Annotated in this window: 20 protein-coding genes; 6 read left to right on the forward strand and 14 right to left on the reverse strand. The window is 34.7% G+C overall.

The annotated features are described in order from the left end of the window. Positions 1 to 5: 5 nt before the first annotated feature. The gene (locus GWR14_RS10880; protein ID WP_163409051.1) at positions 6 to 1,370 is read right to left on the reverse strand and encodes a saccharopine dehydrogenase family protein; all 1,365 of its coding nucleotides are present in this window, start codon (positions 1,368 to 1,370) and stop codon (positions 6 to 8) included. Between the two features lie 176 nt (positions 1,371 to 1,546). Between GWR14_RS10880 and GWR14_RS10885 the strand changes: the two genes are divergently transcribed. Together GWR14_RS10885 and pckA are read left to right on the forward strand one after the other, a co-directional pair. Beyond that, positions 1,547 to 1,933 carry a DUF423 domain-containing protein gene (locus GWR14_RS10885; protein WP_163409052.1) on the forward strand — a complete coding sequence of 129 codons (387 nt, stop codon included), beginning with the start codon at positions 1,547 to 1,549 and terminating at the stop codon, positions 1,931 to 1,933. Positions 1,934 to 2,121: 188 nt separating this feature from the next. Then, positions 2,122 to 3,726: a phosphoenolpyruvate carboxykinase (ATP) gene (gene pckA / locus GWR14_RS10890; RefSeq protein WP_163409053.1), complete on the forward strand. Its 1,605-nt coding sequence runs from the start codon at positions 2,122 to 2,124 to the stop codon at positions 3,724 to 3,726. Between the two features lie 130 nt (positions 3,727 to 3,856). Here the strand turns inward: pckA and GWR14_RS10895 are convergent, their stop codons facing one another. Together GWR14_RS10895 and GWR14_RS10900 are read right to left on the reverse strand one after the other, a co-directional pair. Then, positions 3,857 to 4,915 carry a phytase gene (locus GWR14_RS10895; protein WP_163409054.1) on the reverse strand — a complete coding sequence of 353 codons (1,059 nt, stop codon included), beginning with the start codon at positions 4,913 to 4,915 and terminating at the stop codon, positions 3,857 to 3,859. Between the two features lie 75 nt (positions 4,916 to 4,990). After that, a complete protein-coding gene (locus GWR14_RS10900; RefSeq protein ID WP_163409055.1) occupies positions 4,991 to 7,801 on the reverse strand; it encodes a TonB-dependent receptor in 2,811 nt (936 codons plus the stop codon). A gap of 231 nt (positions 7,802 to 8,032) precedes the next feature. Between GWR14_RS10900 and GWR14_RS10905 the strand changes: the two genes are divergently transcribed. Beyond that, on the forward strand, positions 8,033 to 9,133 hold the full coding sequence (locus tag GWR14_RS10905) for a DUF4407 domain-containing protein (protein ID WP_163409056.1): 1,101 nt from the start codon (positions 8,033 to 8,035) through the stop codon (positions 9,131 to 9,133). 59 nt (positions 9,134 to 9,192) lie between these two features. Here the strand turns inward: GWR14_RS10905 and GWR14_RS10910 are convergent, their stop codons facing one another. Next, positions 9,193 to 10,242 carry a helix-turn-helix domain-containing protein gene (locus tag GWR14_RS10910; RefSeq protein ID WP_163409057.1) on the reverse strand — a complete coding sequence of 350 codons (1,050 nt, stop codon included), beginning with the start codon at positions 10,240 to 10,242 and terminating at the stop codon, positions 9,193 to 9,195. A 138-nt stretch (positions 10,243 to 10,380) separates the two neighbouring features. On the opposite strand from GWR14_RS10910, the gene GWR14_RS10915 reads away from it, so the two are divergent. Beyond that, positions 10,381 to 12,642: a TonB-dependent receptor plug domain-containing protein gene (locus GWR14_RS10915; RefSeq protein ID WP_163409058.1), complete on the forward strand. Its 2,262-nt coding sequence runs from the start codon at positions 10,381 to 10,383 to the stop codon at positions 12,640 to 12,642. A 20-nt stretch (positions 12,643 to 12,662) separates the two neighbouring features. Continuing rightward, positions 12,663 to 14,054 (forward strand): hypothetical protein, encoded by a 1,392-nt coding sequence (locus GWR14_RS10920; RefSeq protein WP_163409059.1) that lies wholly within the window; start codon positions 12,663 to 12,665, stop codon positions 14,052 to 14,054. A gap of 153 nt (positions 14,055 to 14,207) precedes the next feature. On the opposite strand, the gene GWR14_RS10925 is transcribed toward GWR14_RS10920, so the two are convergent. The 6 genes from GWR14_RS10925 to GWR14_RS10950 all read right to left on the reverse strand — a co-directional run bounded on the left by GWR14_RS10925 (position 14,208) and on the right by GWR14_RS10950 (position 19,032). After that, a complete protein-coding gene (locus GWR14_RS10925) occupies positions 14,208 to 15,116 on the reverse strand; it encodes a pseudouridine synthase (protein ID WP_163409060.1) in 909 nt (302 codons plus the stop codon). 334 nt (positions 15,117 to 15,450) lie between these two features. After that, on the reverse strand, positions 15,451 to 16,407 hold the full coding sequence (locus GWR14_RS10930; RefSeq protein WP_163409061.1) for a geranylgeranylglycerol-phosphate geranylgeranyltransferase: 957 nt from the start codon (positions 16,405 to 16,407) through the stop codon (positions 15,451 to 15,453). A gap of 34 nt (positions 16,408 to 16,441) precedes the next feature. Beyond that, positions 16,442 to 17,380: a mevalonate kinase family protein gene (locus tag GWR14_RS10935; RefSeq protein WP_163409062.1), complete on the reverse strand. Its 939-nt coding sequence runs from the start codon at positions 17,378 to 17,380 to the stop codon at positions 16,442 to 16,444. 5 nt (positions 17,381 to 17,385) lie between these two features. After that, positions 17,386 to 17,688, reverse strand: coding sequence for a type II toxin-antitoxin system RelE/ParE family toxin (locus GWR14_RS24120; protein ID WP_163409063.1), 303 nt, complete (start codon positions 17,686 to 17,688; stop codon positions 17,386 to 17,388). Next, positions 17,685 to 17,909, reverse strand: a complete 225-nt coding sequence (locus GWR14_RS10945; protein ID WP_163409064.1) for a hypothetical protein — start codon at positions 17,907 to 17,909, stop codon at positions 17,685 to 17,687. Before GWR14_RS10945 ends, GWR14_RS24120 begins: the two co-directional genes overlap by 4 nt. 31 nt (positions 17,910 to 17,940) lie before the next feature. Further along, positions 17,941 to 19,032: a diphosphomevalonate/mevalonate 3,5-bisphosphate decarboxylase family protein gene (locus GWR14_RS10950; RefSeq protein WP_163409065.1), complete on the reverse strand. Its 1,092-nt coding sequence runs from the start codon at positions 19,030 to 19,032 to the stop codon at positions 17,941 to 17,943. Between the two features lie 281 nt (positions 19,033 to 19,313). On the opposite strand from GWR14_RS10950, the gene GWR14_RS10955 reads away from it, so the two are divergent. After that, entirely contained in the window at positions 19,314 to 19,790 is a 477-nt protein-coding gene (locus GWR14_RS10955; RefSeq protein ID WP_163409066.1) for a TspO/MBR family protein, read from the forward strand. Positions 19,791 to 19,815: 25 nt separating this feature from the next. Here the strand turns inward: GWR14_RS10955 and GWR14_RS10960 are convergent, their stop codons facing one another. From GWR14_RS10960 to GWR14_RS10975, 4 genes are all read right to left on the reverse strand, one after another. Continuing rightward, positions 19,816 to 20,463 (reverse strand): HAD family hydrolase, encoded by a 648-nt coding sequence (locus GWR14_RS10960; protein ID WP_163409067.1) that lies wholly within the window; start codon positions 20,461 to 20,463, stop codon positions 19,816 to 19,818. A 6-nt stretch (positions 20,464 to 20,469) separates the two neighbouring features. Then, the gene (locus GWR14_RS10965) at positions 20,470 to 21,678 is read right to left on the reverse strand and encodes a BaiN/RdsA family NAD(P)/FAD-dependent oxidoreductase (RefSeq protein WP_163409068.1); all 1,209 of its coding nucleotides are present in this window, start codon (positions 21,676 to 21,678) and stop codon (positions 20,470 to 20,472) included. Between the two features lie 78 nt (positions 21,679 to 21,756). Further along, positions 21,757 to 22,434, reverse strand: a complete 678-nt coding sequence (locus tag GWR14_RS10970) for a glycerophosphodiester phosphodiesterase (RefSeq protein ID WP_163409069.1) — start codon at positions 22,432 to 22,434, stop codon at positions 21,757 to 21,759. A 199-nt stretch (positions 22,435 to 22,633) separates the two neighbouring features. Then, positions 22,634 to 24,499 carry a glycoside hydrolase family 13 protein gene (locus GWR14_RS10975; RefSeq protein ID WP_163409070.1) on the reverse strand — a complete coding sequence of 622 codons (1,866 nt, stop codon included), beginning with the start codon at positions 24,497 to 24,499 and terminating at the stop codon, positions 22,634 to 22,636. Positions 24,500 to 24,551: the final 52 nt, after the last annotated feature.

The following is a 24,551-nucleotide window of genomic DNA, read 5'->3' on the forward strand; positions in this document are numbered from 1 at the left end:
TCCGTTTAAAACAAGTCCGGATTATATCCAAAATATGGCATGCTTTGTTCGTGAAAAACGACACCATAACTTTCTAATTCTTCTAAAATTGGCAAATACACTTCCTTATTGATCGGAAGCTGTACACCTGGGGTTGTAATTTTTCCATTCAAAATCAACAAAGTCGCTATCGCCACCGGAAGCCCTACGGTTTTTGCCATCGCCGTATACGTTTGATCTTCACCTATGCAAACCATTTTTGAGTCAATTTGTTTTTTTTCACCATTCAGTTCGTAGCCAAATTTATGATACATCACGATCATATCTTTATCATCTGGTTCCAGAGTCCAGCTGTCAGTCAGTATTTTTTCTAAAATCTGGGCAGGAGTCGCATTAGGCAGATTTACTTTTTTGCTGGGGTTGAATAAATCCAGTTCTAAAAGTTTGTCCCACATAATATCGTCCTGATCTATTTTTAAAATCAGACGCATTTTTATTTCGACTGAATCTGTTGGGTGATATGGTAAAAACGAATTGGTAAACTGACGGTAACTCATGTTTTCAGAATCTTCCATGATATAACTGTCGTCTGTCATGCCCAGTTGCACAAACATATTCCAGGCTTTCGAAAAACCAACTCTTCTAATTGTTCCTCTGTATAAAGTCAGAATATCATCCAAACCATATATTGACCGGTATTTAAGCGAATCACGATTGGAATAGGCTTCAAATTTACCGTAGCCCTCTACCTCGAGAAACTCTGTTCTGCGAAATAAAGTTCCGTATGGAATGTATTTATAAGTACCTTCCTGAATAAATTTTGCTGCACCACCCTGACCCGCTAATACCACATTACGCGGTGCCCAGGTAAATTTGTAATTCCACAAATTGTTATCAGATTCCGGAGCAACCAATCCGCCGCAAAAAGATTCGAACAAAAGCATTTTTCCACCTTTCGATCTAATTTCGTCAATGACTTTCATAGCACTCATATGATCTATTCCGGGATCGAGGCCAATTTCATTCATGAAAATCAAATTATTTTTTTTGGCTTCTTCATCAAGTACCATCATAGCATCACTTATATAGGAAGCGGTAACCAGATGTTTTTTGAATTGTAGACAATCTTTTGCAATTTCAATATGCAAATGTGCCGGAAGCATCGAAATTACTATTGAAGCTTTTTTTATGGCCACCTGTCTTTCTTCGGCATCAAAAATATTCAGGGCAATTGGAGTAGCATTAGGGTGATTTCCGGTCTTTTTTTCGGCCAAAGCCAAAGATAAATCAGCTACCGTAATATGCAGATTTTCGCTTTCAGATTTTGAAAGCAAATACTGTATCAGGGACGATGCGGATCTACCCGCTCCAATGATCAGAATATGTCTCATAATTTACATATATAACACAAACATACAAAAATGTTACAAAAATAACAATTAAAGAATGATGAAATTTTAAAAAATACAGAAACAAAGTAAATCAGATTTTTTTTAAAAGTGTATTTGAAATGTTTTTTGTTTGGCTTAATTAAGAGTATTTTTGTGATATTAAAAACACATAAAAAATGGAAAGAAAAATAATTATTACAGGTACTATTTTCGGAATGTTAGCGATTATTTTAGGTGCTTTTGGCGCGCATGCCTTAAAAGCAATATTAACTCCGGAACAATTAACCAGTTTTGAAACGGGTGTTCGTTATCAGATGTATCATGCTTTCTTTTTATTTTTTGTGGCTTCCCGAACAGAACTGCCTTTAAAGACGCTAAAAGTGATCTATAATTTAGTTTTAGCAGGCGTACTTTTGTTCTCAGGTTCCATTTACTTACTGACTACCAAAAATGTAACAACGATTGACTTTAAAATTATTGGATTCGTAACTCCAATTGGCGGATTCCTATTAATCTTCGCCTGGTTTGTTCTTTTGCTTACTTTTTTTAAGAAAAAATCATAAAATTCATTTAAAAAAATTCTATCTGAATTTTATTAACTAATTTTGTTGTATATATAACAGATATCTTTTTATGTGTGAATATTTTTTATTTTTTAAGTCTAAAAATGAATAATATAACACCGGATAAGCTTTCAATTATATTTTAAAATTTGACATTTTAGGATAAATTATAACACAACAAAAAATTTATGGAGACGAATACACTTTCCTCGAAATCGATTTCGCTAACTAATTTAGGAATTAAAAACGCTACAGTCCGGTATCAGTTATCTGCAGATGAACTGCACGCCATAACGATCGAATCCGGGCAGGGAATTGAAAGTTCTACCGGCGCTCTGGCGATTAATACAGGCGAGTTTACAGGACGTTCTCCACAGGATCGTTTTATTGTAAAAGACAGTATTACAGAGGACAAAGTTTGGTGGGGAAATGTAAATATTCCGTTTTCACCGGATGCTTTCGAAAAACTATATAATAAGGTAACCCAGTTTTTATCAGACAAAGAAGTTTTTGTACGCGATTCATACGTTTGCTCTGACGCCAATTACAGACTAAATGTTCGCGTAGTAACCGAAACAGCCTGGTCAAATTTGTTTTGTTACAATATGTTTTTAAGACCGGAAGAGTCAGAGTTAGCCAACTTTACTCCTGAATGGACTGTAATCTGTGCACCAAGTTTCATGGCAGATCCTGCTGTAGATGGTACACGACAGTCCAATTTTGCTATTTTGGATTTTACTAAAAAAGTAGCCTTAATTGGAGGAACAGGTTATACAGGGGAAATGAAAAAAGGGATTTTTTCTGCATTAAACTTCATTTTACCGGTTTTCGAAAATACTTTGCCAATGCACTGTAGTGCCAATGTGGGTGAAGCCGGGGATACTGCGATTTTCTTCGGATTATCCGGAACAGGAAAAACTACTTTATCAGCAGACCCGGAACGCAAATTAATCGGTGACGATGAACATGGATGGACAAGCGAAAATACCGTTTTTAACTTTGAAGGCGGCTGTTATGCGAAAGTAATTAACTTATCTGAAGAAAATGAACCGGATATTTTCAGAGCCATCAAAAAAGGAGCACTTTTAGAAAATGTGGTTTTTAAAGCCGGAACAAACGAAGTTGATTATGAAGATGTTTCGATTACGCAAAACACACGTGTAAGTTATCCGATAACACATATTGACAATATTCAACCGGGGTCTATTGGACATAACCCTAAAAATATATTTTTCTTAACGGCAGATTCTTTCGGAATTTTGCCTCCAATCTCAAAACTGACTCCAGGTCAGGCTGCTTATCATTTTATTTCGGGCTATACAGCAAAAGTAGCCGGAACTGAAGCAGGTGTAACAGAACCTCAGCCAAATTTCTCTGCTTGTTTTGGAGCACCGTTTATGCCTCTGCATCCGACGAAATATGCTGAAATGTTAAGCAAAAAAATGAAAGATGCTAATGTAAAAGTTTGGCTAATCAATACAGGATGGACAGGTGGTGCATACGGAACAGGAACCCGTATGAAATTAAAATACACTCGTGCTATGATTACGGCTGCATTAAACGGAGAACTGGATAATGTAGAGTACGTTGACCATAAAGTATTTGGAATCGCTAAACCACAATCCTGCCCTAATGTCCCAAGCGAAATTTTAAATCCGAGAAATACCTGGGAAGACAAAGATTTATACGATAAAAAAGCGTTAGAATTGGCTCAAAAATTCAAAGCTAATTTTGCCAAATTTGAAGAGTTTGCAAATGCTGAAATCTTAGCAGGCGCACCGATTACAGAATAAAGGGCAATTATAATTCAAACTAAAAAAAGCTGTTCGTTATGAACAGCTTTTTTGTTTGGTCTCCAATCGCAGCTAAAAATAAACACTGAACACTGACGCTGCGACTGAAAACACAGTAAACACTGAAAATTTATTTTTTAGATTCGTCAATACGTTTCTGAATCAAATCCCATGCGTAATAATGAAATGTCATTCCGTTGCTCATTGCTACAAAAAGACCGTTTTTATATGGTTCGCCTAAATTAATACTGGTTACATCGGCACCATCACATTCGATTGTTGAAGTTGGAACCTCTGCCAGTAATTTATAACTGTTTGGATTTCCGTTAACACCTTCTCTCGGATACACCATAAAAGTGTTAGCCTGTTGGTTTGATACTAAAATATATCCTGTAGAATCCGTTTTTTTGTAAATAGCAATTCCTTCGTGATCGGCTTTAAAATCTTTCTGTCCAAAAAGTGCCAATTCTTTATTATCATTTAAAACTGGATCTGCTTTGTATTTTCTGATTCCGAATTGCTCATCACAGTAGTAAACAGCTCCCAGTTCATTATCAACAGCAATCGCTTCGATTTCTTTCTTTCCACTATAAGCTCCAAATTTGCGAACTACATTTCCTGTAGCAAATTTTCCGCTTCCGGAAAGTTCATACTGCCATAAATAACTTCCAGAAGGGCCAGATTTTCTTCCTACAATGGCAAATATTTTACCGTCTGTTGGACGTGTGTATAAAGCAACTCCCATTGGATCACGCAACTCTTCTCCTTCAAAAACCGAAATACCGCCGTTGTCAATTGGTTCTAAATCCGGCAGACTGAAGATTCTAATTTTGTTGCTTTCACGTTCTGTTGTAACGGCGATATCAACTTTTTTTCCGTCAATAACTAATCCGTAAGCGATATCAACATTATTTGGACGTTTTAACGGAATTGATTTTTTAAGGATTTTTCCATTTAAATCAAAAGCATACAAACCACCGTCTGTATCTTTATCGGTTCCTACGATAATACTTTTTGTAGCATCGGTTGGATGAATCCAGATCGAGGGATCGTCAGTATCGTGGGGCAAAGCTTCTGTAACCGCAGTTGGTTTTACTGCATTTGGTGCAACCGGAGCCAATTTATCATCTTTACAAGCCGTGAATGAAAGTGCTAAAAGTAAAAACGCAAGTATAGATTTATTCTTCATTTTTATAATGTATTTGTATGCAATTAGACAGAGCCGTTAAACTCTGTCTAATTTAAGAATTTTAAAAAACAGGTTTTACAAGTCTAATTTCAAACCGAAATTGTAACGAGCCTGATAGTATTCAGCTTGTTTTGTATTCGATTCAATTCCCTGATAGTAACGCAATGGCTGATTTGTTAAGTTATTAGCTTCTGCAAAAAAGCGAAGTTTAGGCGTAATTTTATACGACGCATTCGCATCTAAGAAAAATTGTTTGTCATAGAAACTGTCGTTGTATGCTTCTGAACCTAATTCATCTAAATAATCTGAGGTGAAATTAGTAGAAATTCTTGCCGAGAAACGTTTGTTTTCCCATGATAATGATCCGTTGAACATGTGCGGAGCAGTTCCAGGAAGACTGATGTTGTTTCTTTCATTTCCGTCTTCATCAGCAATTCCTTTTGCTTTAGATTTAGTGTAAGTATAGTTTAAATAAATACCGAAACCTTTTAAGAATTTACCAGGCAGGAAATCTAACTGACGCTGAAGCGCTACCTCAAAACCATAAACATTAACATGGTCTCCGTTTCTTGATTGCAAAAATGACCAGTTTTCGCCAGCAGGAATTGGATTTACCTGGTTTGGGAAATCTGCAGCAAATTTAGCATCTGTATATTGATTATCGCTGTAGTTGTAAATGAAATCATTTAATTTTTTGTAGAAAACACCCCCTGAAATTAATCCAACCGATTTAAAATAATTCTCTACCATGAAATCATAATTGTATGAATACGTTACATCAAGATCCGGATTTCCTGCCGTAATTTCTTTGTCAGCCGCAATATTGTTTACATAAGGCGCTAATGCATAATAGTTTGGTCTTGCCAATGCCGTAGTTGCAGCAGCTCTTAAAACTAAGTCTTTTGTAGCATTGTACTGAAAAGAAACACTTGGCAATAAATTAGTATAAGAATTTGTCGTGTTGATCTGGCTTTCTAATTCTTCTTCATCTAAAACACGGTTTCCTGTATAATCGATGTGTGTACTTTCGACACGGAAACCTAAAACCATTGAAAGTTTATCGTTAAAATCCTGATCCCATCTTACATAAGCAGCATAGATACTTTCTTTAGCATTATAATTCACAGCTAGGTATTCAGCCGGGTCTGCTTCTTTATCAAACAAGCTAGCGTTGTTAAGGTCTAAACTTCCTAAGAAATTAGCCGAAGCAAAAGTTCCCGGTACATATTTACTTCCCGGATTAAAATTTTTTCCATCAAAATAGCTCGTTGGAACTTCAGATAATAATTCCATTCCGTCATTGATTGGTTCGTAAGCATAGAAAGTGTTGTTTCTTTCTTTTTCTTTCAAACGAAGTCTAAGACCTGTTCTTAATCTTCCTTTTTCACCTGCAATAACAGAAAATGGAAAACGGATATTCACTTTTGCACCAAATTCACTTTCGCTTGTTTCGTCTGTATTTTCAGAAACTGAATCAAATTTAAATTCATCTGTAGATTCACCAACAGTTGTCAATAAAGGAAATCTTGGATCAGATAAATCCTGGAACATCTCTAAACCTTTCTGACGGTATTCGATGTAACGTTCTTCAGGACGGTATTCTCTTGCTTTAGCATAGTTTGCAGACCAGTCTAAATCTAATTTTGAACTGATTAAATGTTCTCCACGAATAGAATAATTCTGAACTCTCTGATCTTCTAATCTTCTGTTTTTATTACGGTTATTATCAACACCACCTTTTGTCTGGCGTTTTACACGACCTTCAAAACCAATAATTTCTTCACCATTATAAAGTGGTTCGATATCATCATAAGTAGTTCTGAAACGGTTTTCTCTGTCGTCTCTCCAGTTGTAAATTGCATTAGCGAAAATACTGTTATTCTCGTCAAATTTATAATCTAAAGCAATCGATCCACTTCTACGGATACGCTGTACATCGTATTTTCTAATTTCTGAAGCCTGCAAATACTGGTTTCCGAAATCGTCTTTTACCCATTCGTTTTCAATATTATCAGAACCATAATCCACATTATTATACGATCCACTGACAACCATCCCTAATTTATTATTAAAGAATCTGTTACCATACACTAATCCTGCTGTATAAGACGCATGTTCACGAATTGGAAGATATCCTCCGGCAAGCGTTGCTGAAATTCTCTCACCGTTTGGAGTTGCTCTTGTCACTAAGTTTACAGAACCTCCAATAGCATCAGCATCCATGTCTGATGTTAATGTTTTGTTTACTTCGATAGTCGAAATCATATCAGAAGGAATCAAATCCATCTGAACGTTTCTATTGTCTCCTTCGGCAGATGGAATACGGTCGCCATTTAAGGTTACAGAATTCAAAGACGGAGCCAAACCTCTAATGATAATGTTACGCGCTTCACCCTGATCATTTTGCATTGTGATACCCGGAACACGCTTTAAAGCGTCACCCACATTGGCATCCGGAAAACGACCTACCTGATCTGACGAAATTACGTTTCCAATATTTTTGTTATTTTTCTGCTGGTTCAACGCTTTTGCCTGACCTTTTAAGATGTCACCCACAACAACCTCATTCAACTCTGTTCCTGTAGTTTTAAGAGCAAAGTCAATCACGTTATTTTTACCCTGCTCAACTTTGATTTCCTGAGTAATAGCAGTGTATCCAATATATTTTACAGTTACCTGATAAGTTCCCACATTAATATTAAGCAATTCAAAACGACCATTATAATCAGAAACAGTGTATTTGTTTTCACCAACAATTTGAATCATGGCTCCCGGCAAAGGAAGTTTGTCATCAGCGTCTAATACCTTACCAGATATTATTGCTTTTTGAGCATACCCCGATATTGTTATCAAAAAGAGGATTACTGCTGCATAAAAATTTTTCATTGTGTGTTTTGGTTTAATTTTCGGTTGCGAAACTAAAAACTGAATGTTATTAAAGCCGTTAAAAAAAATTAACATACTGTTATGATTATGCGGTTAAAAGCAGAAAATATTAATGTTTATGTAACACTAAAACACCAAATAATTGATTCACAAGTAAAAACAAATCAACTATTTACTCTTCAATTAAATTTTTGGCGTTAAATTTGCCTTATCAATCAAAAATCATCAATCATGTTAAAACAATTTTTTATCCTGTGCTCAGGAGCCGACCGAAATCTTCTTGCAGGCTGTTCAGAAGGCGAACAAACCAAATATGTTGGTATTGGCGCCACTGTTTTTTTTACCGCAGTTATGGCTTTTCTGGCCAGTGCTTATGCGCTTTTTACTGTTTTTGACTCTATTTATCCAGCCCTGATTTTTGGATTGGTTTGGAGTTTACTTATTTTTAATCTGGATCGTTTTATCGTTTCGACTATTAAAAAAAGAGATCGCTTTATGGATGAATTTCTTCAGGCGACTCCGCGAATCATATTAGCAATTATTATTGCAATCGTAATTTCAAAGCCATTGGAAATCAAAATTTTCGAAAAAGAGATCAATACCGTTTTACTGAAGGAAAAAAACGAAATGGAATTGGCTAATAAAAAACAAATTGGAACCTATTTCAAATCGGATTTAGATAAAAATAAAGCCGAAATTGCTGCTTTAAAGGCTGATATTTTAAAGAAAGAGAAAGAAGTAAATGATTTATACTCTACTTATATTACAGAAGCCGAAGGAACTGCCGGAACTAAAAGATTAGGAAAAGGCCCGGTTTATAAGGAGAAAAGAGAAAAACACGATGCTGCCTTAAAAGAATTCGAAACTCTAAAAGCAACTAACGAAGCCAAAATTGCAGAAAAAGAAAAAGCAGGCAAGCAGCTTCAGGCCGATCTGGATAAAAAGGTTTCGCAGACGCAACCAATCATCGAAGGTTTTGATGGATTAATGGCTAGAATTAATGCCCTGAATAAATTACCATGGATTCCATCATTTTTTATCATGCTGTTGTTTTTAGCAATCGAAACCTCTCCCATAATTGCCAAATTACTGGCTCCAAAAGGCGAATTCGATATAAAACAGGAAGAAGCTGAAACTGCTATGAAAGCCACTCTGGAACAGAATAAATACCAACGTGAGTTACTGATAAAAACAAGTGCTTCAATGCATGATAAAGTATATGCAGATATTGCTGAAGATAGAAATCTATACAATCTGCAACGAAAAAATGCTACTGAATTGTTAGAGCTTCAATCAAATGTTTTTTTAGACAAACAAAAAAGCACACTATAATACTACAATGATTTAGAAAATTATAAAGAAAGAAGCTTAACAGGCTTCTTTTTTTGCCTTTATAAAAAATCAACGAAAGGGAAAAAGTCGATAAACTCCCAAAAAATAAAATTCAACTTGGTAAAAATGTTGAACTTTCTAAAATTCATTGGAGTAAAACCATAAAATGATTTAAAAGCAGCCGAAAAATGTGACACATCTTTATAGCCACATTTATAAGCAACTTCGCCTACATTTGAGTTTTTGTTTTTGAATAATTTTTTGGCATATTCCATTCTGAGTTTGATGACATAACTTTTTACCGTGGTTTCAAAACAGGCTTTGAATCCTTTTTTGAGTTTAAATTCGTTAAGCGATATCAATCTCGAAAGCTCCAGAAGTGAAGGTGCGTTTGTAAAATTGCGTTCTAAAATTCTTTTGGCTTCCAGCAGTTTTTTATAATCCTTTTCGTCTACAGGAACTTTGCTTTCAAATTCCTTCAAAGATTCAAGCTGAAAAATTATAAGCTCTTTGATCTTTGCTTCCAGATACATTTTTTTCATGGATCCGGAATATTTACAATTTTTTATTTCGTGAATAGCCCATTGAATTTCCGAATTAAAGGGAACGTATTTTGGCGTAAGGTAACCGGTTTTTTTCTGTAAAATATTTTTCGAGAATTTTTGATGCAGATCCCAGTTTTCATTAATTAATTTAGAATAAAAATCCGGAGATAAAATAATCGATAGATAATTAATTTCTTCTAATTCAGGGATTTTAAAAGTGGCGTTGAGTTTTGAGGCGTAAAGAATATTATGGGTGTTTTCTATAGTGTATTTTTCACTTTCAACTTCATCAATATTAGCTTCTACATTATTACAGCAAATGAAATTCAGTACTACAGATTCCCCAACCATTTCAGTTCGGATTGTTTGAGGAGTTGAAAAATACATTTGAATATCAAAAATCAAAATATCTTCAGTAATTAGATTAATGCTGGTAATTTCTCCCAGATCCTCTTTTTTTATATTGACTTTTTCTTCAGCAAAATGATTTTTTTGATTGTAAGTGCCGGTTTCAATATCTATAATTGGCTGTTCTTCTCCCAGAATGATTGATTTAAATCTCAAAATATAATCCGTTTTTACAAAATAATAATCCGTTTTTCCCTATCTGTTTTAAGTACTGTCATGGTACTTTTGCTGCAAAATTATTTATAATAAGTCTAATTAAAGATAATTTTCTGCTAAAAATTACATTTTCCTTCTATGCGCAATAAATACACTTTTCTTATTATGCTCATTTTAATGACTTTACCGTCATTTTCACAAGAAAATCAGACAAAAGAAAAAGAAAAATCTACAGAGAAAAACAAAGAAAAAGATTCAGAAGCAGAAACATTAGAAAACATTACCGTACAGGGAACATCAAAAAAGAAAAAATTAGAAACTTCCGGTTTTGCTGTTTCAATCATTGAAACCAAGGAAGCTTCATTAAGAAATTTAACTACCAATGAATTACTGGACAGGTCTGTTGGTGTACGTGTTAGACAAAATGGAGGAATAGGCTCAAATGTTGTATATAACCTGAATGGAATGTCCGGAAGTACTATAGGAGTTTTTCTTAATGGAATTGAGGTTTCTACTTATGGTCAGTCTTTCAACCTCAACAATATTCCACCAGCCATGATCGAGCGTATAGAAGTTTACAAAGGGGTTTTGCCTGCTCATTTAACAGGTGATTATGTCGGTGGAGCAATTAATGTGATACTAAAAAAAGATGTGTCTCAGAATACTGCTAACGTTTCAGCCTCTTATGGATCATTTAACACTTTCCAATCCGATTTTGGTGTAATGTATCGGGATAAAAAAACAGGATTTTCCTTCAGAGGCACTGGTTCTTATATCTACACAGACAATAGTTACGAAACTTGGGGATACTCTTCAACATATGTAAATGAATTTCAGCAAATTAAACACTACTACAGAGCAAAACGATTCAACAATACTTATAAAAATATATCCGGACGTTTTGAAGTTGGTTTTACCAACACCAAATGGGCTGATCAGTTTTTTATTGTATACAATGGATCGAGTAACTATACCGAAATTCCTCACGGTATAACAATGTCTGTACCGTATGTGGGTAGATTTAATGAAACGGGAGCGAATGTATTTGAACTGAACTATAACAAGAGAAATTTTCTTGCAAAAAATTTAACTTTTAATGTCAATGCCGTGCGAAGCGAACGTAATACCTATTTACAGGATACTGTTGGTTATGCTTACAATTGGGATGGCAAAATAAGGCATGTTTATGAAAATGGCGTTCTGGTTAAATTGAAGACAAAAGAGGGAGGACAACAAGGGAAAAAAGTTATTACTGATATAGACACAAAAATTACAAACGCACGAGCCAATTTGGGCTATTTGATTACAGATGGACATCGTGTATCGTTAAATCATAAATTTGAAGCAACAAATAGAAAAGAGGAAGATTTATTAAATCCTGCGTCCAAAGATTTAGCTACCGACAGTCATATTTACAAAAATATTATTTCTATGTCTTATGACGCAGAAACTTTTAACAGGAAATTAAAAACCTACATTTCAGGAAAGTACACCAATAATCGTGTCAATGATTTACGAAAAAAAATAGTAACAATAGAAGGTGTAAATTCAATTGTCGAAGAAAATGTTACTACTATCGACAGTAATTTTGGCTTCGGCGGTACAGTCTCATATAATGTAATTCCCAGTATGTTTATCACTGGTTCTACGGAAAACTCATATATAATGCCCTCTGATATGCAATTGTTTGGAGCACCTGAACAAAATATACTGCCAAATCTTCAATTGCAGGCAGAGAAATACATCAATTATAATTTAGGTTTTCGTTGGAATCCATCTGACTTCGGAAAACATAAAATAGCGTTTTATGTTAACGCTTTCTGGCGTAATGCTTACAATAAAATTACGGCACAAACTGTAAACTCAGCAGATATTGTAAATGAATCAGATGCTAATCCTCAAACCACACAGTACGTTAATCTTGAAAAAACACAAGCAAAAGGCTTCGAAGCAGAAATTATTTACATCTATAACAACCGTCTTAATACTTCTTTTAATATTTCAAAATTCAACAATCTTGATAAAAGCGAAATAGATAGTGATGGCAATAAAAATGATTATTATGGCCATCAGGTAGCCAACGAACCTTTTTTTACTATGAATGCGAACATGCAGTATAATTTTTTAAATGTTTTTCAGAAGGAATCGCTATTAACCACTTATTATAATGCAGGATATGTAGCCGAATATTTTACGGCAAGAGGAATGGCCGAATCGTCAAAAACGCCTACTCAGATTTCACATGATTTAGGACTGAGTTATCGTTTTCCTTCGAAAAAACTGGTAGCCAGTGTAGATCTAAAAAACATGTTTAACGCACAAGTTTATGACAATTTTCAAATACAAAAGCCTGGTAGAGGAATCTACTTCAAATTGAATTACACATTTAGTAAATTTTAATAATCAAATACACCAATATCATGAAAAAAAATCTATTTAGAATAGCATTATTTAGTACTGTTATTACAGCCTTAACATTAGGAAGCTGTAGTAGTGACGACAACAACGATTCAGGAACGAATCCACCAGTAGCAGATGGCACACGCTGGATTACTTTAACAGGATCTTTTCCTGACGCTGCAGGAACAGCAGGAAATGGAGGGACACGCGCCTATGCCATTACTCCTGAAAATGCTGCGGATCCAAATTATGTAGTCGATCTTTTTAAAATGGATGGAGAAAAATATGTTAATGGATTTGCTCTAAAATCAAGCCGTACTGCTCGTGTTCAGGCTTCTGAAGATGGTCAGTTTTTATACAATATTCAATATACGGGAACAGAAGGTGGTGTATTCAATAAATACAAGGTTTCTGGGGAAGGAAAATACGAAGAAGTAGGCTTTGAATTAAATACTGCAACTATCCTGGGTACTTCTCCTCGCTGGGTTAAAGCTGCAGAAGGCATTGGTGTAGGAGTATCTTTTGGAGAAGCATTAGATCCTTATACAGGTAGTGCTCCAAATTACGTATGGAGACATCCAAAAGGTAAAATCAAAATTGCGAATATCGATTTGAATAACACTGCCATCACAAATACAGGTAATATTGATATCGATCTTGGAGCTGAATTAGAGGCGCAAGGTTACCATGTGTGGAGAGCAGATGTGCCTGTACTAAACCAGGCTAAAGACAAACTATATATAGGTTTGGGTGTTAGAAGACATAATGTAAACGGTACAGTAACAACAAATGCAAATACCGGGGCTATCTCTGGATGGCAGACTACTACAGAAAGAAATGTAGGTACTATGACTTACGTGGTAGATTATCCTTCACTAAGAAACCCAAAAATCATTACTTCTGAAAATAGTATAATTGATAACCTTGGTTATCGTACATTAACACAGTATGTTGGTACTGATGGAAATCTTTACCAGGCTACTGCTACTTCTGGTCCGGATATCCTACGTATCAGTAAAGCAACAAATGATTACGATCAGACTTACCACTTCAATCTTAATACTGCTTTAAGCATAACTGGTTCAAGCATTAAAGCCTGGAGATATATTAAAGATGGAGTAGCTGTTGTTCTTTATACCGTAACAGGTACTAATGGCGGTTATGTTGCTTTAATAGATTTAAATGCTAAAACAGCAACTAAACTAGCTACAGATAGTGAAACAGATACAGCATTAGCCACAACATTTGGTCAGTTCCAAAACATTGGTTTAGTAGGAGATAATGTATATCTTCCATTAACTCCTTCAGGGAAAGATGGTAATATTTATATTGTAAATTATAAAACCAAAGAAATTAAAAAAGGAGCTACATTAAAAGCTGCTTCAGGAAGTTTCTACTTAGGAGCTTACTAATTTTGCCCTGAAAAAATAATTACAGTTTGGTTAATAAAAACAGGTGTTGATTTATCAGCATCTGTTTTTCTGTTTTAAAGAACTTTCAAAAGCATAAAAAAACCTATTCCGTATAAGTGAAATAGGTTTTGATTATTTATATAAATCGTTCTTTTAAACGTTCTTCAAATTGATAATTTCCTGATCTGTCAAAAAACGCCAATTTCCTCTTGGAAGATTCTTTTTGGTCAATCCTGCAAATGATACACGGTCAATACGTAAAACATTATATTCAAAACTTTCAAAAATAGAACGTACTACTTTTACATTAGAGGTACGCAATTTTAGTCCAACTTCACTTTTTGGTTCGTTGTCAATATAACTGATTTCTTCAACAAAAACACGGTGTCCGTCAAGAACCAAACCTTTACTAATTTTTTCCAAATCCTCATATTTCAGGTTTTTATCCAACGAAACCTGATAGATTTTAGACGATTTCTGATTCGGCAACGTAAATTTTCGAATCATATCATTATCATTTGTAAACAATAACAGCCCGGTCGTATTTTTATCCATTCTTCCAACCGGAGCAATTTTAGAGTTTGTAGCCCCACGCACCAATTCCAGAACATTACGGTATTCCTGACCTTCGTCAAGAGCCGTTGTAAAGTTTTTTGGTTTATTCAGCAAAATATATTCTTTCTTTTCAGGAGTCAGTACAACACCGTCAAAATTCACAACATCGTTCAGCTTTACCAAATATCCCATTTCAGTAACCGGAACACCATTTACCTTTACATTTCCGGACTGAATGTATATATCAGCATCACGACGCGAGCAAACACCAGAATTCGAAATATATTTATTCAAACGAATTTCGTCAGAAGCTTTCTGTCTTTTTGGAGCCTGATTTTGTTTTTTAAATTTTTGTGCTTTCTCTTCTTCAGCTGCCTTTACAGCAGGTTTCACTTTTTTCGGTCCCTGAGCACGCTTTGCCATAGGAGGTTTTGGCTTGCCGGAGTTCGGTCTTGAACTGTTTGGTCTCGATCCGCCTCTTTTATTATTCCCTTCCTTGTTGTTCATAAATTCTGTAATTTGTGCAAAGATAGTTTATTCCTGCTAAATAATCTTAAGTTCAATGTTGTTAGATTAATAGCAATAAGCCTTAGATTAATTTGAAGCATCACATCTGGCTTTTTATAAACATGGGTTCCGTTTTCCGTTCCCAATCTTTTATTTTTTAAAGAACAAAATAAAAGGATTTCCACTTCAACCGGGGCTAGATCAAATCAATTGGCTTACTTTTTAAAATTAGTTATTACACAAAGCTTCTCAAAGTTAGCACAGAGTTGCACAAAGTTTTATATTCTCCGTGAATCTTCGCGAAAAATCTCTGTGAATCTCTGCGAAATAAAACCTAAAAATTAGAAATCAATTGTTTCCCATGCCACAACACACTTGGATTAATCAAAACAATGCAAAAAACGCCCGAAACAATCAAAAATTTAAGCACATTGTGAAGCATCAGATATTGTTCCTTCGAGTTTGATTTCCATAAATATAACAGAAAAAAAAGCAACGCCATAAAACACACATAAAAATAAATATCCATATAACCCACGTCATAGATATTGATTAAAATATAAACCGGAAGTATGGTCAAAAAGGTCAAAACTGTAATGATTTGTTTAGAAACCTTTTCATTATAAAGAATCGGAATCGTTTGGTAATTGTTTGCCAGATCCCCTTTTAAATTCTCCAGATCTTTAATCATTTCGCGAATCAGCAGTAATAAAAAAAGAAACATGGCATGTGATGAAATTACAACAAAATGTCCTCTGTGATTCTCTATTTCTTCAAACGAAATCTGATTGTAAAAAAACAACAGGATGGCGAAAAAAGGCAAAACAGCCATAAATGCAGCCATTAGATTTCCGATAACAGCGTATTTTTTTATTTTATGAGAGTAAAACCAAATCAGGAAAATATACCCCGAAAAGAATAAAAAAGCCCTCCAGGAAACAACCAGAGCCATTAAAGCGGCTATAAAATTCAAAGTAAAATAAACCGATAATTTTGTTTTCTGACTTACCAGACGATCCAGCATCGATTTATTGGGTCTGTTGATTAAATCTTTCTGACTATCATAAAAATTATTGATAATATAACCCGAAGCAATAGTAATAGCCGAAGCAAAGACAATCAAAAACAAATAAAAATCCAGTAAAATATCCAAAGCTCTTTTTTCCGGAGCAAGTATGAAAATAGCCGATAAATACTGAGCTAAAATAATAATGGGAATGTTATAGCCACGTACGACAGAAAACAAACTAACAATTTTCATTACTATAAGTTTGTGCTGTCTGCTTAACATTCTGCGAGTTTAAATTTTAGAAAAAAGGTTTTTATTAGAATTGATAAACAACTTCTAATTTATAATCTTTTAGAGAAGCTTTTGCACGTTCTAAATCTTCAGTAAACCCTAAAATATAACCGCCGCCGCCGGAACCGCATAGTTTTAAATAATAATCGTTTGTATCAATACCATGCTGCCAGATTCCGTGAAACTGCTCCGGAATCATGGGTTTGAAATGATTTAGAACAACTTTTGAAAGCTTTTTTGTATTGGTAAACAACGATTTCATATCGCCATGCAAAAAGTTTTCTACGCAGGCATCTGTATATTTTACAAACTGGTTTTTAAGCATCGCACGGAAACCTTTGTCTTTCAAATTTTCCATAAAAATATTGACCATCGGAGCGGTTTCACCTACAATTCCTGAGTCTAATAAAAACACTGCCCCTTTCCCGTCAAAACTTTGAGTTGGAATACCGGTTGCTTCAATATTATCTTTAGAATTAATTAAAATCGGAATACTCAAATAACTATTTAAAGGGTCAAGACCAGAACTTTTCCCGTGGAAAAAGCTTTCCATGTGAGAAAATATATTTTTTAACTGTAAAAGTTTTTCGCGTGTTAAATTTTCTAAAACGGTTATCTTGTTGTTTGCATATTTATCATAAATAGCTGCTACAAGCGCACCACTACTCCCAACACCATATCCCTGCGGAATACTGGAATCGAAATACATTCCGCTTTCAACATCATTTTGAAGCGTTTGTAAATCAAAAGTAACCAATTCTGGCTGCTGCGTCTGCAAAACTTCAAGGTAAGAAGCAAAACTTCTTAAACTTCTATTAGATGCAATGGATTCTTCAGTAGGTTCTTCGCTTTTTTTCAAAGCGCCGTTGTAAAAATTATAAGGAATAGAAAGTCCTTTAGAGTCGCGGATAATTCCGTATTCTCCAAAGAGTAATATTTTTGAGTAAAATAATGGTCCTTTCATACAGTTTATTTAATGTCTTTTTTTATTTTATTTGGATGTTGTCTTGTATCGAAAACATTGATAATGGTTATTTCTTTTGAACTAAAAACATAATAAAAAGTAGTCTGTCTTGTTAGAACACATTTTCTAATCATTTTGTTATTCTCGCTACATGGAAAGCTTTCCGGATGTAAAAGAATTGCTAAAATTGATTTATTAAATTTTTTCAGAAAATCAATTTTTCTTTTTGTTGACCATTTTGTCTCAATATAGCTCAGAATATTTTCAAAAGATCTTTCGGCTCTTAGAGTAAATTTGATATTTCTCAACGTAAACCGTGTCTTTTTAAAATTGATTCGTAACTCACCACTTCACCTCTTTCAAATTCCTGCATGCTTAGTTCAAGATCTTCTTTTTGCTCATCAGTCAAATCATCCCACCAGTCTTTCTGCTCTTTTTTGAAAATTTTTCGAATAGATTTTAATATATCCGGATTTTCTGTCTCTGCTAACAATTTTATTAATTCGAGTTTTTCTAATTGAATGTCCATCATGAAAAAATTTAACTAAAGATACGCAAAATTATAATGCAATTGCACCCTTTCCAATTTCGTCGCAAATGTACTGACCATTTTGACAAAAGCCAACTAATTCGTTCTTAATAAATTGTAATACTTTTTTACTAACGTTTTCAGGATACAAAACATGCACATTTGCACCGGCATCAAGCGTAAAACAAACCGGAGTTTTTGTTTCGGCTCTGAATTTCCAGATTGCATTAATAATTTGTAATGTGTTCGGTTTCATCAGAATATAATACGGCATCGACGTCATCATCATAGCGTGCAAAGTCAGGGCTTCACTTTCTACAACTTTGATAAACTCTTCTACATTTCCGCTTTCAAAAATAGCGATTAATTTATCCAGATTCTCGTGCGCCTGAGCAAAACGTCTTTCAGCATATGGATGATTGTGCATTAAATCATGTCCAACCGTACTCGAAACCTGTTTTTCTCCTTTGTCAACCAATAAAATAGTATCCTGATAATTACGGAAATTTTCATGAATTGCATGCGGAAATTCAACTCCAAATAAATCCGAACTTCTTTCAATATTCGCCTGATTCCCCCAAACGACTACATTTCCTTTTACACTACGACAGGCACTTCCGGAACCTAAACGGGCTAAAAATGATGCTTTTTGATAGAAATATTCATCACTCATTTCGGGATTCAGCAATTTTTCCAAACTCATAAAATTCATTGCTAAAGCAGCCATTCCCGATGCCGAAGAAGCGATTCCTGAACTGTGCGGAAATGTATTATGTGTATCAATTGTAAAATGATACTCTTTCAAAAAAGGCAGATACGCTTCAACCCGCTCTAAAAACTTTCTGATTTTTGGCTTGAAATCTTCTTTTGATTTTCCTTCAAAAAGCAAATCAAAAGAAAAACCATTTGTTACAGATGAAGCATCTCTTTTCTCAAAACATAATCTGGTTATCGTTTTGCAATTTTTAAGCGTAAAACTTACAGATGGATTTGCCGGAATCTGGTTTTCTTTTTTCCCCCAGTATTTCACTAATGCAATATTGCTCGGAGCACTCCATTCAAAAGTTCCGCTTTCAATTGTTGAAGAATATGCTTTAGGAATAAAATCAGCTGCTGTAAACATGAATTGTAAAATTTTGGCAAAGATAGTTTTTAAATTTTTTCACCATATAAGTTATATAAGAAAATGTAAGTGTTAGTTTTAATGAACTTTAGAAACAAATCATCCTGAACGGATTTAAAGACTTATTAATATATAAAGAGCTTCGTCTCTGCTCAGCCTGACACTTATTTTTAATTTCCCAAAATGCGTTAATCTTAAATCCAGTAAAAATTAAATGAACTTGTATGACTTATATGGTTTAAACTTTCTTTTGGTTATTTTTGACTGCAAAATTGGAGAAAATGAATAAATTCGTAAAAATAGCAATAGCACTAATAGTTTGTTTGGCAGTTGGATATTCTGCAAGTCTGGTGACAAGACCTAGCGTAGCAGAGTGGTACCCAACAATTGAAAAGCCCTTTTTTAATCCGCCCAACTGGATTTTTATGCCGGTCTGGACCCTGCTTTATATTTTAATGGCTATTGCTGCCGGATTAGTCTGGGATAAAATAAAAGAACAAAATGAAGAAGTCAAAAAAGCTTTAGGGTTCTTCATAATTCAGTTAACACTGAATACCATCTGGTCGTATTTATTCTTCGGACTAAAAAATCCGATGCTTGCCTTAATCGAAATCGCTCTTTTATGGTTAATGATTTATGAAACATATTTGAAATTCATCAAAATCAATAAAACGGCAGGTTATTTATTGATTCCGTATTTAGCCTGGGTTGGATTTGCTGCGATTTTAAATGCGAGTATCTGGTGGTTGAATAAATAAAGTGTATTATTAACGAATTATATTTTTATAAAATCTCAATCAATTCCGAAGCAGTATTTACAACCAATTTTGCACCACTATTTTTCAATTCCTCTTCAGTTCTGTAGCCCCAGGTAACACCAACCGGAAACATCTTGGCGTTTACAGCCGTCTGCATATCGATATCAGAATCGCCTACAAAAAGGATTTCTTCTGGTTTTAAATTCCATTTTTTACTAATTTCTAAGGCCTCAAACGGATTTGGTTTTTTAAGCGCTTCTGTACTCAAACCAACCGCTGTGTCAAATTGGTTTGGAAATATTTCTAACGCTATTTTCTTGGTCAATTCATCGGCTTTGTTCGAAAAAACAGCCATTTTGATGTTTTTTGAAGTCAGATTTTCTAAAAGTTCCACAATTCCTTCGTAAGGCTTTGTTTTCAACGTGCAGATTTCACGATATTCATTAATCATGCGTTCAAAACAAATTTCGATCTCCTCGTCTGAATTGTTGGTTGCAGGAAGTGCTTTGCTGACCAGATTTCGTAATCCGCTTCCAATAAAATATTGATAGGTATCGTAAGTATGAGTTGAGAAATTTAGACCCTGAAGTACTTTATTCATCGCATCTGAAATGTCTTCTAATGAGTTTACTAATGTGCCGTCTAAATCAAAAATAATTCCTTTAAATTTCATGTTGTATTAAATATTTTGTGCCAGAATAAACCCGCTTGTCCAGGCATTCTGAAAATTAAATCCTCCTGTTATGGCATCGATATTTACGATTTCCCCAGCAAAATAAAGGTTTTTATGTATTTTGCTTTCCATTGTTTTAAAGTTGATTTCTTTTAAATCGATTCCCCCAGCCGTTACAAATTCTTCCTTAAAAGCACTTTTTCCGTTGACTTTAAATTCGGATTTGGTCAATTGTGAAGCTAAATTCTGCAACTGATTTTTAGATAAATCCGCCCACTTAACTTCTGAATCAATTCCTGAAGCCAAAACTAAACTTTCCCATAAACGATTTGGCAAATCGAAGGGAGATTTTTTAGAAACTGCTTTTTTAGCGTGTTCTTGTTTTAAGTCTTTCAGGATTTTTTCAGCATCTTCGTAATCAACATCGTTTAACCAGTTTACAAAAATGGTAAACTGATAATTTTTATCGTGCAAAATGCGCGCGCCCCAAGCCGAAAGTTTTAGAATTGCCGGCCCGCTCATTCCCCAATGTGTGATTAACAAAGGACCTGTAGATTCAAGTTTTGTATCTTTTACGTTTACCGTTACCTGTGCTGCCACTCCGGGCAATTCTTTAATCCGTGAATCTTTGATATTGAAGGTAAATAAGGACGGAACGGGACTCACAATCGCATGACCGTGTTCCTGAAGCATTTCCCATATTTTTGGATTGCTTCCGGTTGCCATTACTAATTTTTCAGCTGCGAAATTGTCATTTTGGGTATCGATTTTCCAGTGATTTTCTTTTTTGAAAATCGATTGAACACTTTGTCCTGTCAATACTTTGATGCCTAATTTATCGGTTGCTTTTAGAAAGCAGTCAATGATAGTTTGTGACGAATTTGAAACAGGAAACATTCTGCCGTCTTCTTCAATTTTTAATTCAACACCGTGTTTTTCGAACCATTCAATAGTATCGCCTGAACAAAACTGATGAAATGGCCCGCGAAGTTCTTTTTCGCCTCTTGGGTAAAATTTCACTAATTCGTTAGGCTCAAAACAGGCGTGTGTCACGTTACATCGCCCACCTCCGGAAACGCGGACTTTAGAAAGGACTTCTTTTCCTCTTTCTAAAATTGCGATTTTAAGTTTCGAATTTTGCTCTGCAATATTAATCGCTGTAAAAAATCCGGCTGCGCCTCCGCCAACGATGATGATGTCGAAATTTTTAATCATATTTTTTTATTCGCCACGAATTCACGAATTATTTTTTGACAATCTTTGAGAATAAAAATTCGTGAATTCGTGGCTATTTTATATTTTGTCTGGATTATCAGAGATAATTCCGTTTACTTTATAACTTTTTACTTTTTGAATATCTTCTTCCGAATTTACTGTCCACGGGAAAACCAGAAATCCTTTTTCCTGCATTTGCTGAACGTTTTCCTTATTCAATAACTGAAAATCAGGATGAATGGCTTTTGCTTTTATCGATTCGGCGAAAGCCAGAGCAGTATCGACATTTTCTTCTGTTAAAACACCAATCGGGATATTTGGATTTAGTTTTTGAACTTCTTTTAAAGCATTCCAGTCAAAACTTGAAATGATAAAGTGGTTATAACTCCACTCTTTTTCTGCGATATATTTTTCAATCAAGGTAGAGACGCACTGCAGTGCGTCTCTACTTTTTAATTCGATATTGATGAAGCATTTTTTATCTACTAAATCAAAAACTTCGTTTAGAGTTGGAATTTGATGTTTGCCAGCGATTAGGAATAATTTTAATTCGGCTAAAGTGTAAATGTTGATAGCACCTTTTCCATTAGTCATTTTATCGATGGTTTCGTCGTGCATTACGATGATATTTCTATCGGCACTTAGATGAACGTCGAGTTCGATTCCGTCTGAATTTAGGTCTAAAGCTTTTTGAAAAGCCTGAAGTGTGTTTTCGGGTTTGTATGCTTTTGCACCTCTGTGAGCTATTTTTAGCATTTTTGCTTTTTTTTCTAACCACAAAGGTCGCAAAGTTTTACGCAAAGGTGGCAAGGAATTTATTAAAAAATAAATAGCCACGAATTCACGAATTATTTTTTGACAATCTTTGAGAATAAAAATTCGTGAATTCGTGGCGGAAAAACTTTGCGTAGACGCACTGCAGTGCGCCTCTACGGTATATATTATGTGTTCAATATTATTCCAATTCTAAAACCAAAGCAGATTTTGGCTCTAAAGTAATTTCAGAAGCTAAATCAAATATTTTTCCAGTGATAATATCTTTTCCGGATTTAAAGTTTTTGATGTTCTCTTTGAAACGATTTGTTTTTACAACTTGCTCTTTTGCATTGTTATTGAACACTACCATTACTGTTTTAGCATCAGTATACCTGAAATACACATAGGTGTTATTTTCCGGAATATAATGCGTCATTTTTCCGAAATGAACCGCTTCGTTTGTTTTTCTCCAGTTAAATAATTTTGAACTGAAATCAAAGTATGCAGCCTGCTGAAGAGTTCTTCCTTCTTTTGTAAAAGCATTGTTTTTGTCGCCAGCCCATCCGCCCGGGAAATCCTGACGAATATCGGCGTCGCCACCTTTAGTTTTGTCACCGCCCATTCCGATTTCTGAACCGTAATAAATCTGTGGGATTCCGCGAACGGTTGCCAGTAAAGTCATAGCCAGTTTGTATTTCGCTAAATCATATTTAAAAGTGTGATTCATACGGTCTGTGTCATGATTTTCGGCAAAAACCAAAATGTTATTGGTGTTTGGATATAAAAAATCCATTGCAAAATTGTTGTAGAATTTAATTAATCCACTATCCCAATTTGGTTCATTTTCGTTGAAAGCAGAAGTAATCTGACTTTGAAGCGTAAAATCCATGACACTTGGAAGGTTTGAATTGTAGTTTTCAATTACTCCTATTTTACTGTCTTTCTGCCAAAAAGCTAAATTTGCCTGATTGTGCATCCAGATTTCACCCACAATATTGAAATTAGGATATTCAGTTGTAATAGCTTTTGACCAATTTGCCATTGCTGTTTTATCCGAATAATTATAAGTATCCACTCTGAAACCATCAAGATTGGCAAATTCAATCCACCAGATAGCGTTTTGTGTTAAGTATTTTGAAACCAAAGGATTTCTAAGATTCAAATCAGGCATTGAAGGTACAAACCAACCATCAATACAAACTTCCTGATCGTTTTTTGAAGCGTGAATATCTGTAATTACTTCACGTCTGTGATGTGTCTGAGTAAAGTTTTCGAATTGATTGAACCAGGTTTTTGTTGGAATATCTTTCATCATCCAGTGCGAAATTCCCCAGTGATTGGTAACATAATCCATAACCAGTTTCATATTTCTTTTGTGCATTTCTAAAGACAGGCTCGCATAATCTTCGTTGGTTCCGTAACGTGGATCAATTCTATAAACATCTGTTTGCGCATAAGTGTGGTACGAATGCTGTTTCTCGTTGTCCTCGCACAGTGGCGTATTCCAAATGGTTGTTGCCCCCAAAGAAGAAATATAATCTAAATTTTTGATGATTCCTTCGATATCTCCGCCGTGCCGCCCACTCGGATCCTGACGGTTTCCTTTTTCGGTTAATGAAGCATTGCTGTCGTTTTTAGGATTTCCATTAGCAAAACGATCTGGCATGATTAAATAAATTAAATCAGAGGAATCATAGCTTTTTCTGTCGGCAGAATTGGCTCTTCTTTCTTTAAGAATATATTTTTGAGTAAAAACGACTTTGTTTTTGTTTTTGAATGAAAAAGTTAGTTCAGAAGCTTTTACGTCTTTCGTATCGATAGTTACGAAAAGATAATTTGGGTTTTCTGTTTTTTCTACATTTTTAATCGCAACATTATTAGAAACCGAAGTTTCGTATTGTGCAATATTCTTTCCGTAGAACATAATCTGCAGCTCCGGATTTTTCATTCCGGCGTACCAGAAAGGCGGTTCTGTTTTTTGGATTTGCGCTTTCGCGGAAGCGGAAAACAACAAAACCAAAAGAACTAATTTATAGAAAAAATGGTTTGTTTTTAGGTTATTCATAGTAGTAAGAAATTATTCTCATTGTCAATTCGAGCGGAGTCAAGAACCTTTG

Source organism: Flavobacterium ajazii, from assembly GCF_010614725.1.
In the GTDB taxonomy this organism is placed as follows: Bacteria; Bacteroidota; Bacteroidia; order Flavobacteriales; family Flavobacteriaceae; genus Flavobacterium; species Flavobacterium ajazii.

Coding starts and splice junctions, on each gene's coding strand:
- GWR14_RS10960 (WP_163409067.1), bottom strand. CDS start 20,463: ATGAAATTTAAAGGAATTATTTTTGATTTAGACGGCACATTAGTAAAC.
- GWR14_RS10900 (WP_163409055.1), bottom strand. CDS start 7,801: ATGAAAAATTTTTATGCAGCAGTAATCCTCTTTTTGATAACAATATCG.
- GWR14_RS10920 (WP_163409059.1), top strand. CDS start 12,663: ATGAAAAAAAATCTATTTAGAATAGCATTATTTAGTACTGTTATTACA.
- GWR14_RS10965 (WP_163409068.1), bottom strand. CDS start 21,678: ATGATTAAAAATTTCGACATCATCATCGTTGGCGGAGGCGCAGCCGGA.
- GWR14_RS10895 (WP_163409054.1), bottom strand. CDS start 4,915: ATGAAGAATAAATCTATACTTGCGTTTTTACTTTTAGCACTTTCATTC.
- GWR14_RS10915 (WP_163409058.1), top strand. CDS start 10,381: ATGCGCAATAAATACACTTTTCTTATTATGCTCATTTTAATGACTTTA.
- GWR14_RS10970 (WP_163409069.1), bottom strand. CDS start 22,434: ATGCTAAAAATAGCTCACAGAGGTGCAAAAGCATACAAACCCGAAAAC.
- GWR14_RS10935 (WP_163409062.1), bottom strand. CDS start 17,380: ATGAAAGGACCATTATTTTACTCAAAAATATTACTCTTTGGAGAATAC.
- GWR14_RS10885 (WP_163409052.1), top strand. CDS start 1,547: ATGGAAAGAAAAATAATTATTACAGGTACTATTTTCGGAATGTTAGCG.
- GWR14_RS10945 (WP_163409064.1), bottom strand. CDS start 17,909: ATGGACATTCAATTAGAAAAACTCGAATTAATAAAATTGTTAGCAGAG.
- GWR14_RS10930 (WP_163409061.1), bottom strand. CDS start 16,407: ATGTTAAGCAGACAGCACAAACTTATAGTAATGAAAATTGTTAGTTTG.
- GWR14_RS10955 (WP_163409066.1), top strand. CDS start 19,314: ATGAATAAATTCGTAAAAATAGCAATAGCACTAATAGTTTGTTTGGCA.
- GWR14_RS10950 (WP_163409065.1), bottom strand. CDS start 19,032: ATGTTTACAGCAGCTGATTTTATTCCTAAAGCATATTCTTCAACAATT.
- GWR14_RS10880 (WP_163409051.1), bottom strand. CDS start 1,370: ATGAGACATATTCTGATCATTGGAGCGGGTAGATCCGCATCGTCCCTG.
- GWR14_RS10975 (WP_163409070.1), bottom strand. CDS start 24,499: ATGAATAACCTAAAAACAAACCATTTTTTCTATAAATTAGTTCTTTTG.
- pckA (WP_163409053.1), top strand. CDS start 2,122: ATGGAGACGAATACACTTTCCTCGAAATCGATTTCGCTAACTAATTTA.
- GWR14_RS10925 (WP_163409060.1), bottom strand. CDS start 15,116: ATGAACAACAAGGAAGGGAATAATAAAAGAGGCGGATCGAGACCAAAC.
- GWR14_RS10905 (WP_163409056.1), top strand. CDS start 8,033: ATGTTAAAACAATTTTTTATCCTGTGCTCAGGAGCCGACCGAAATCTT.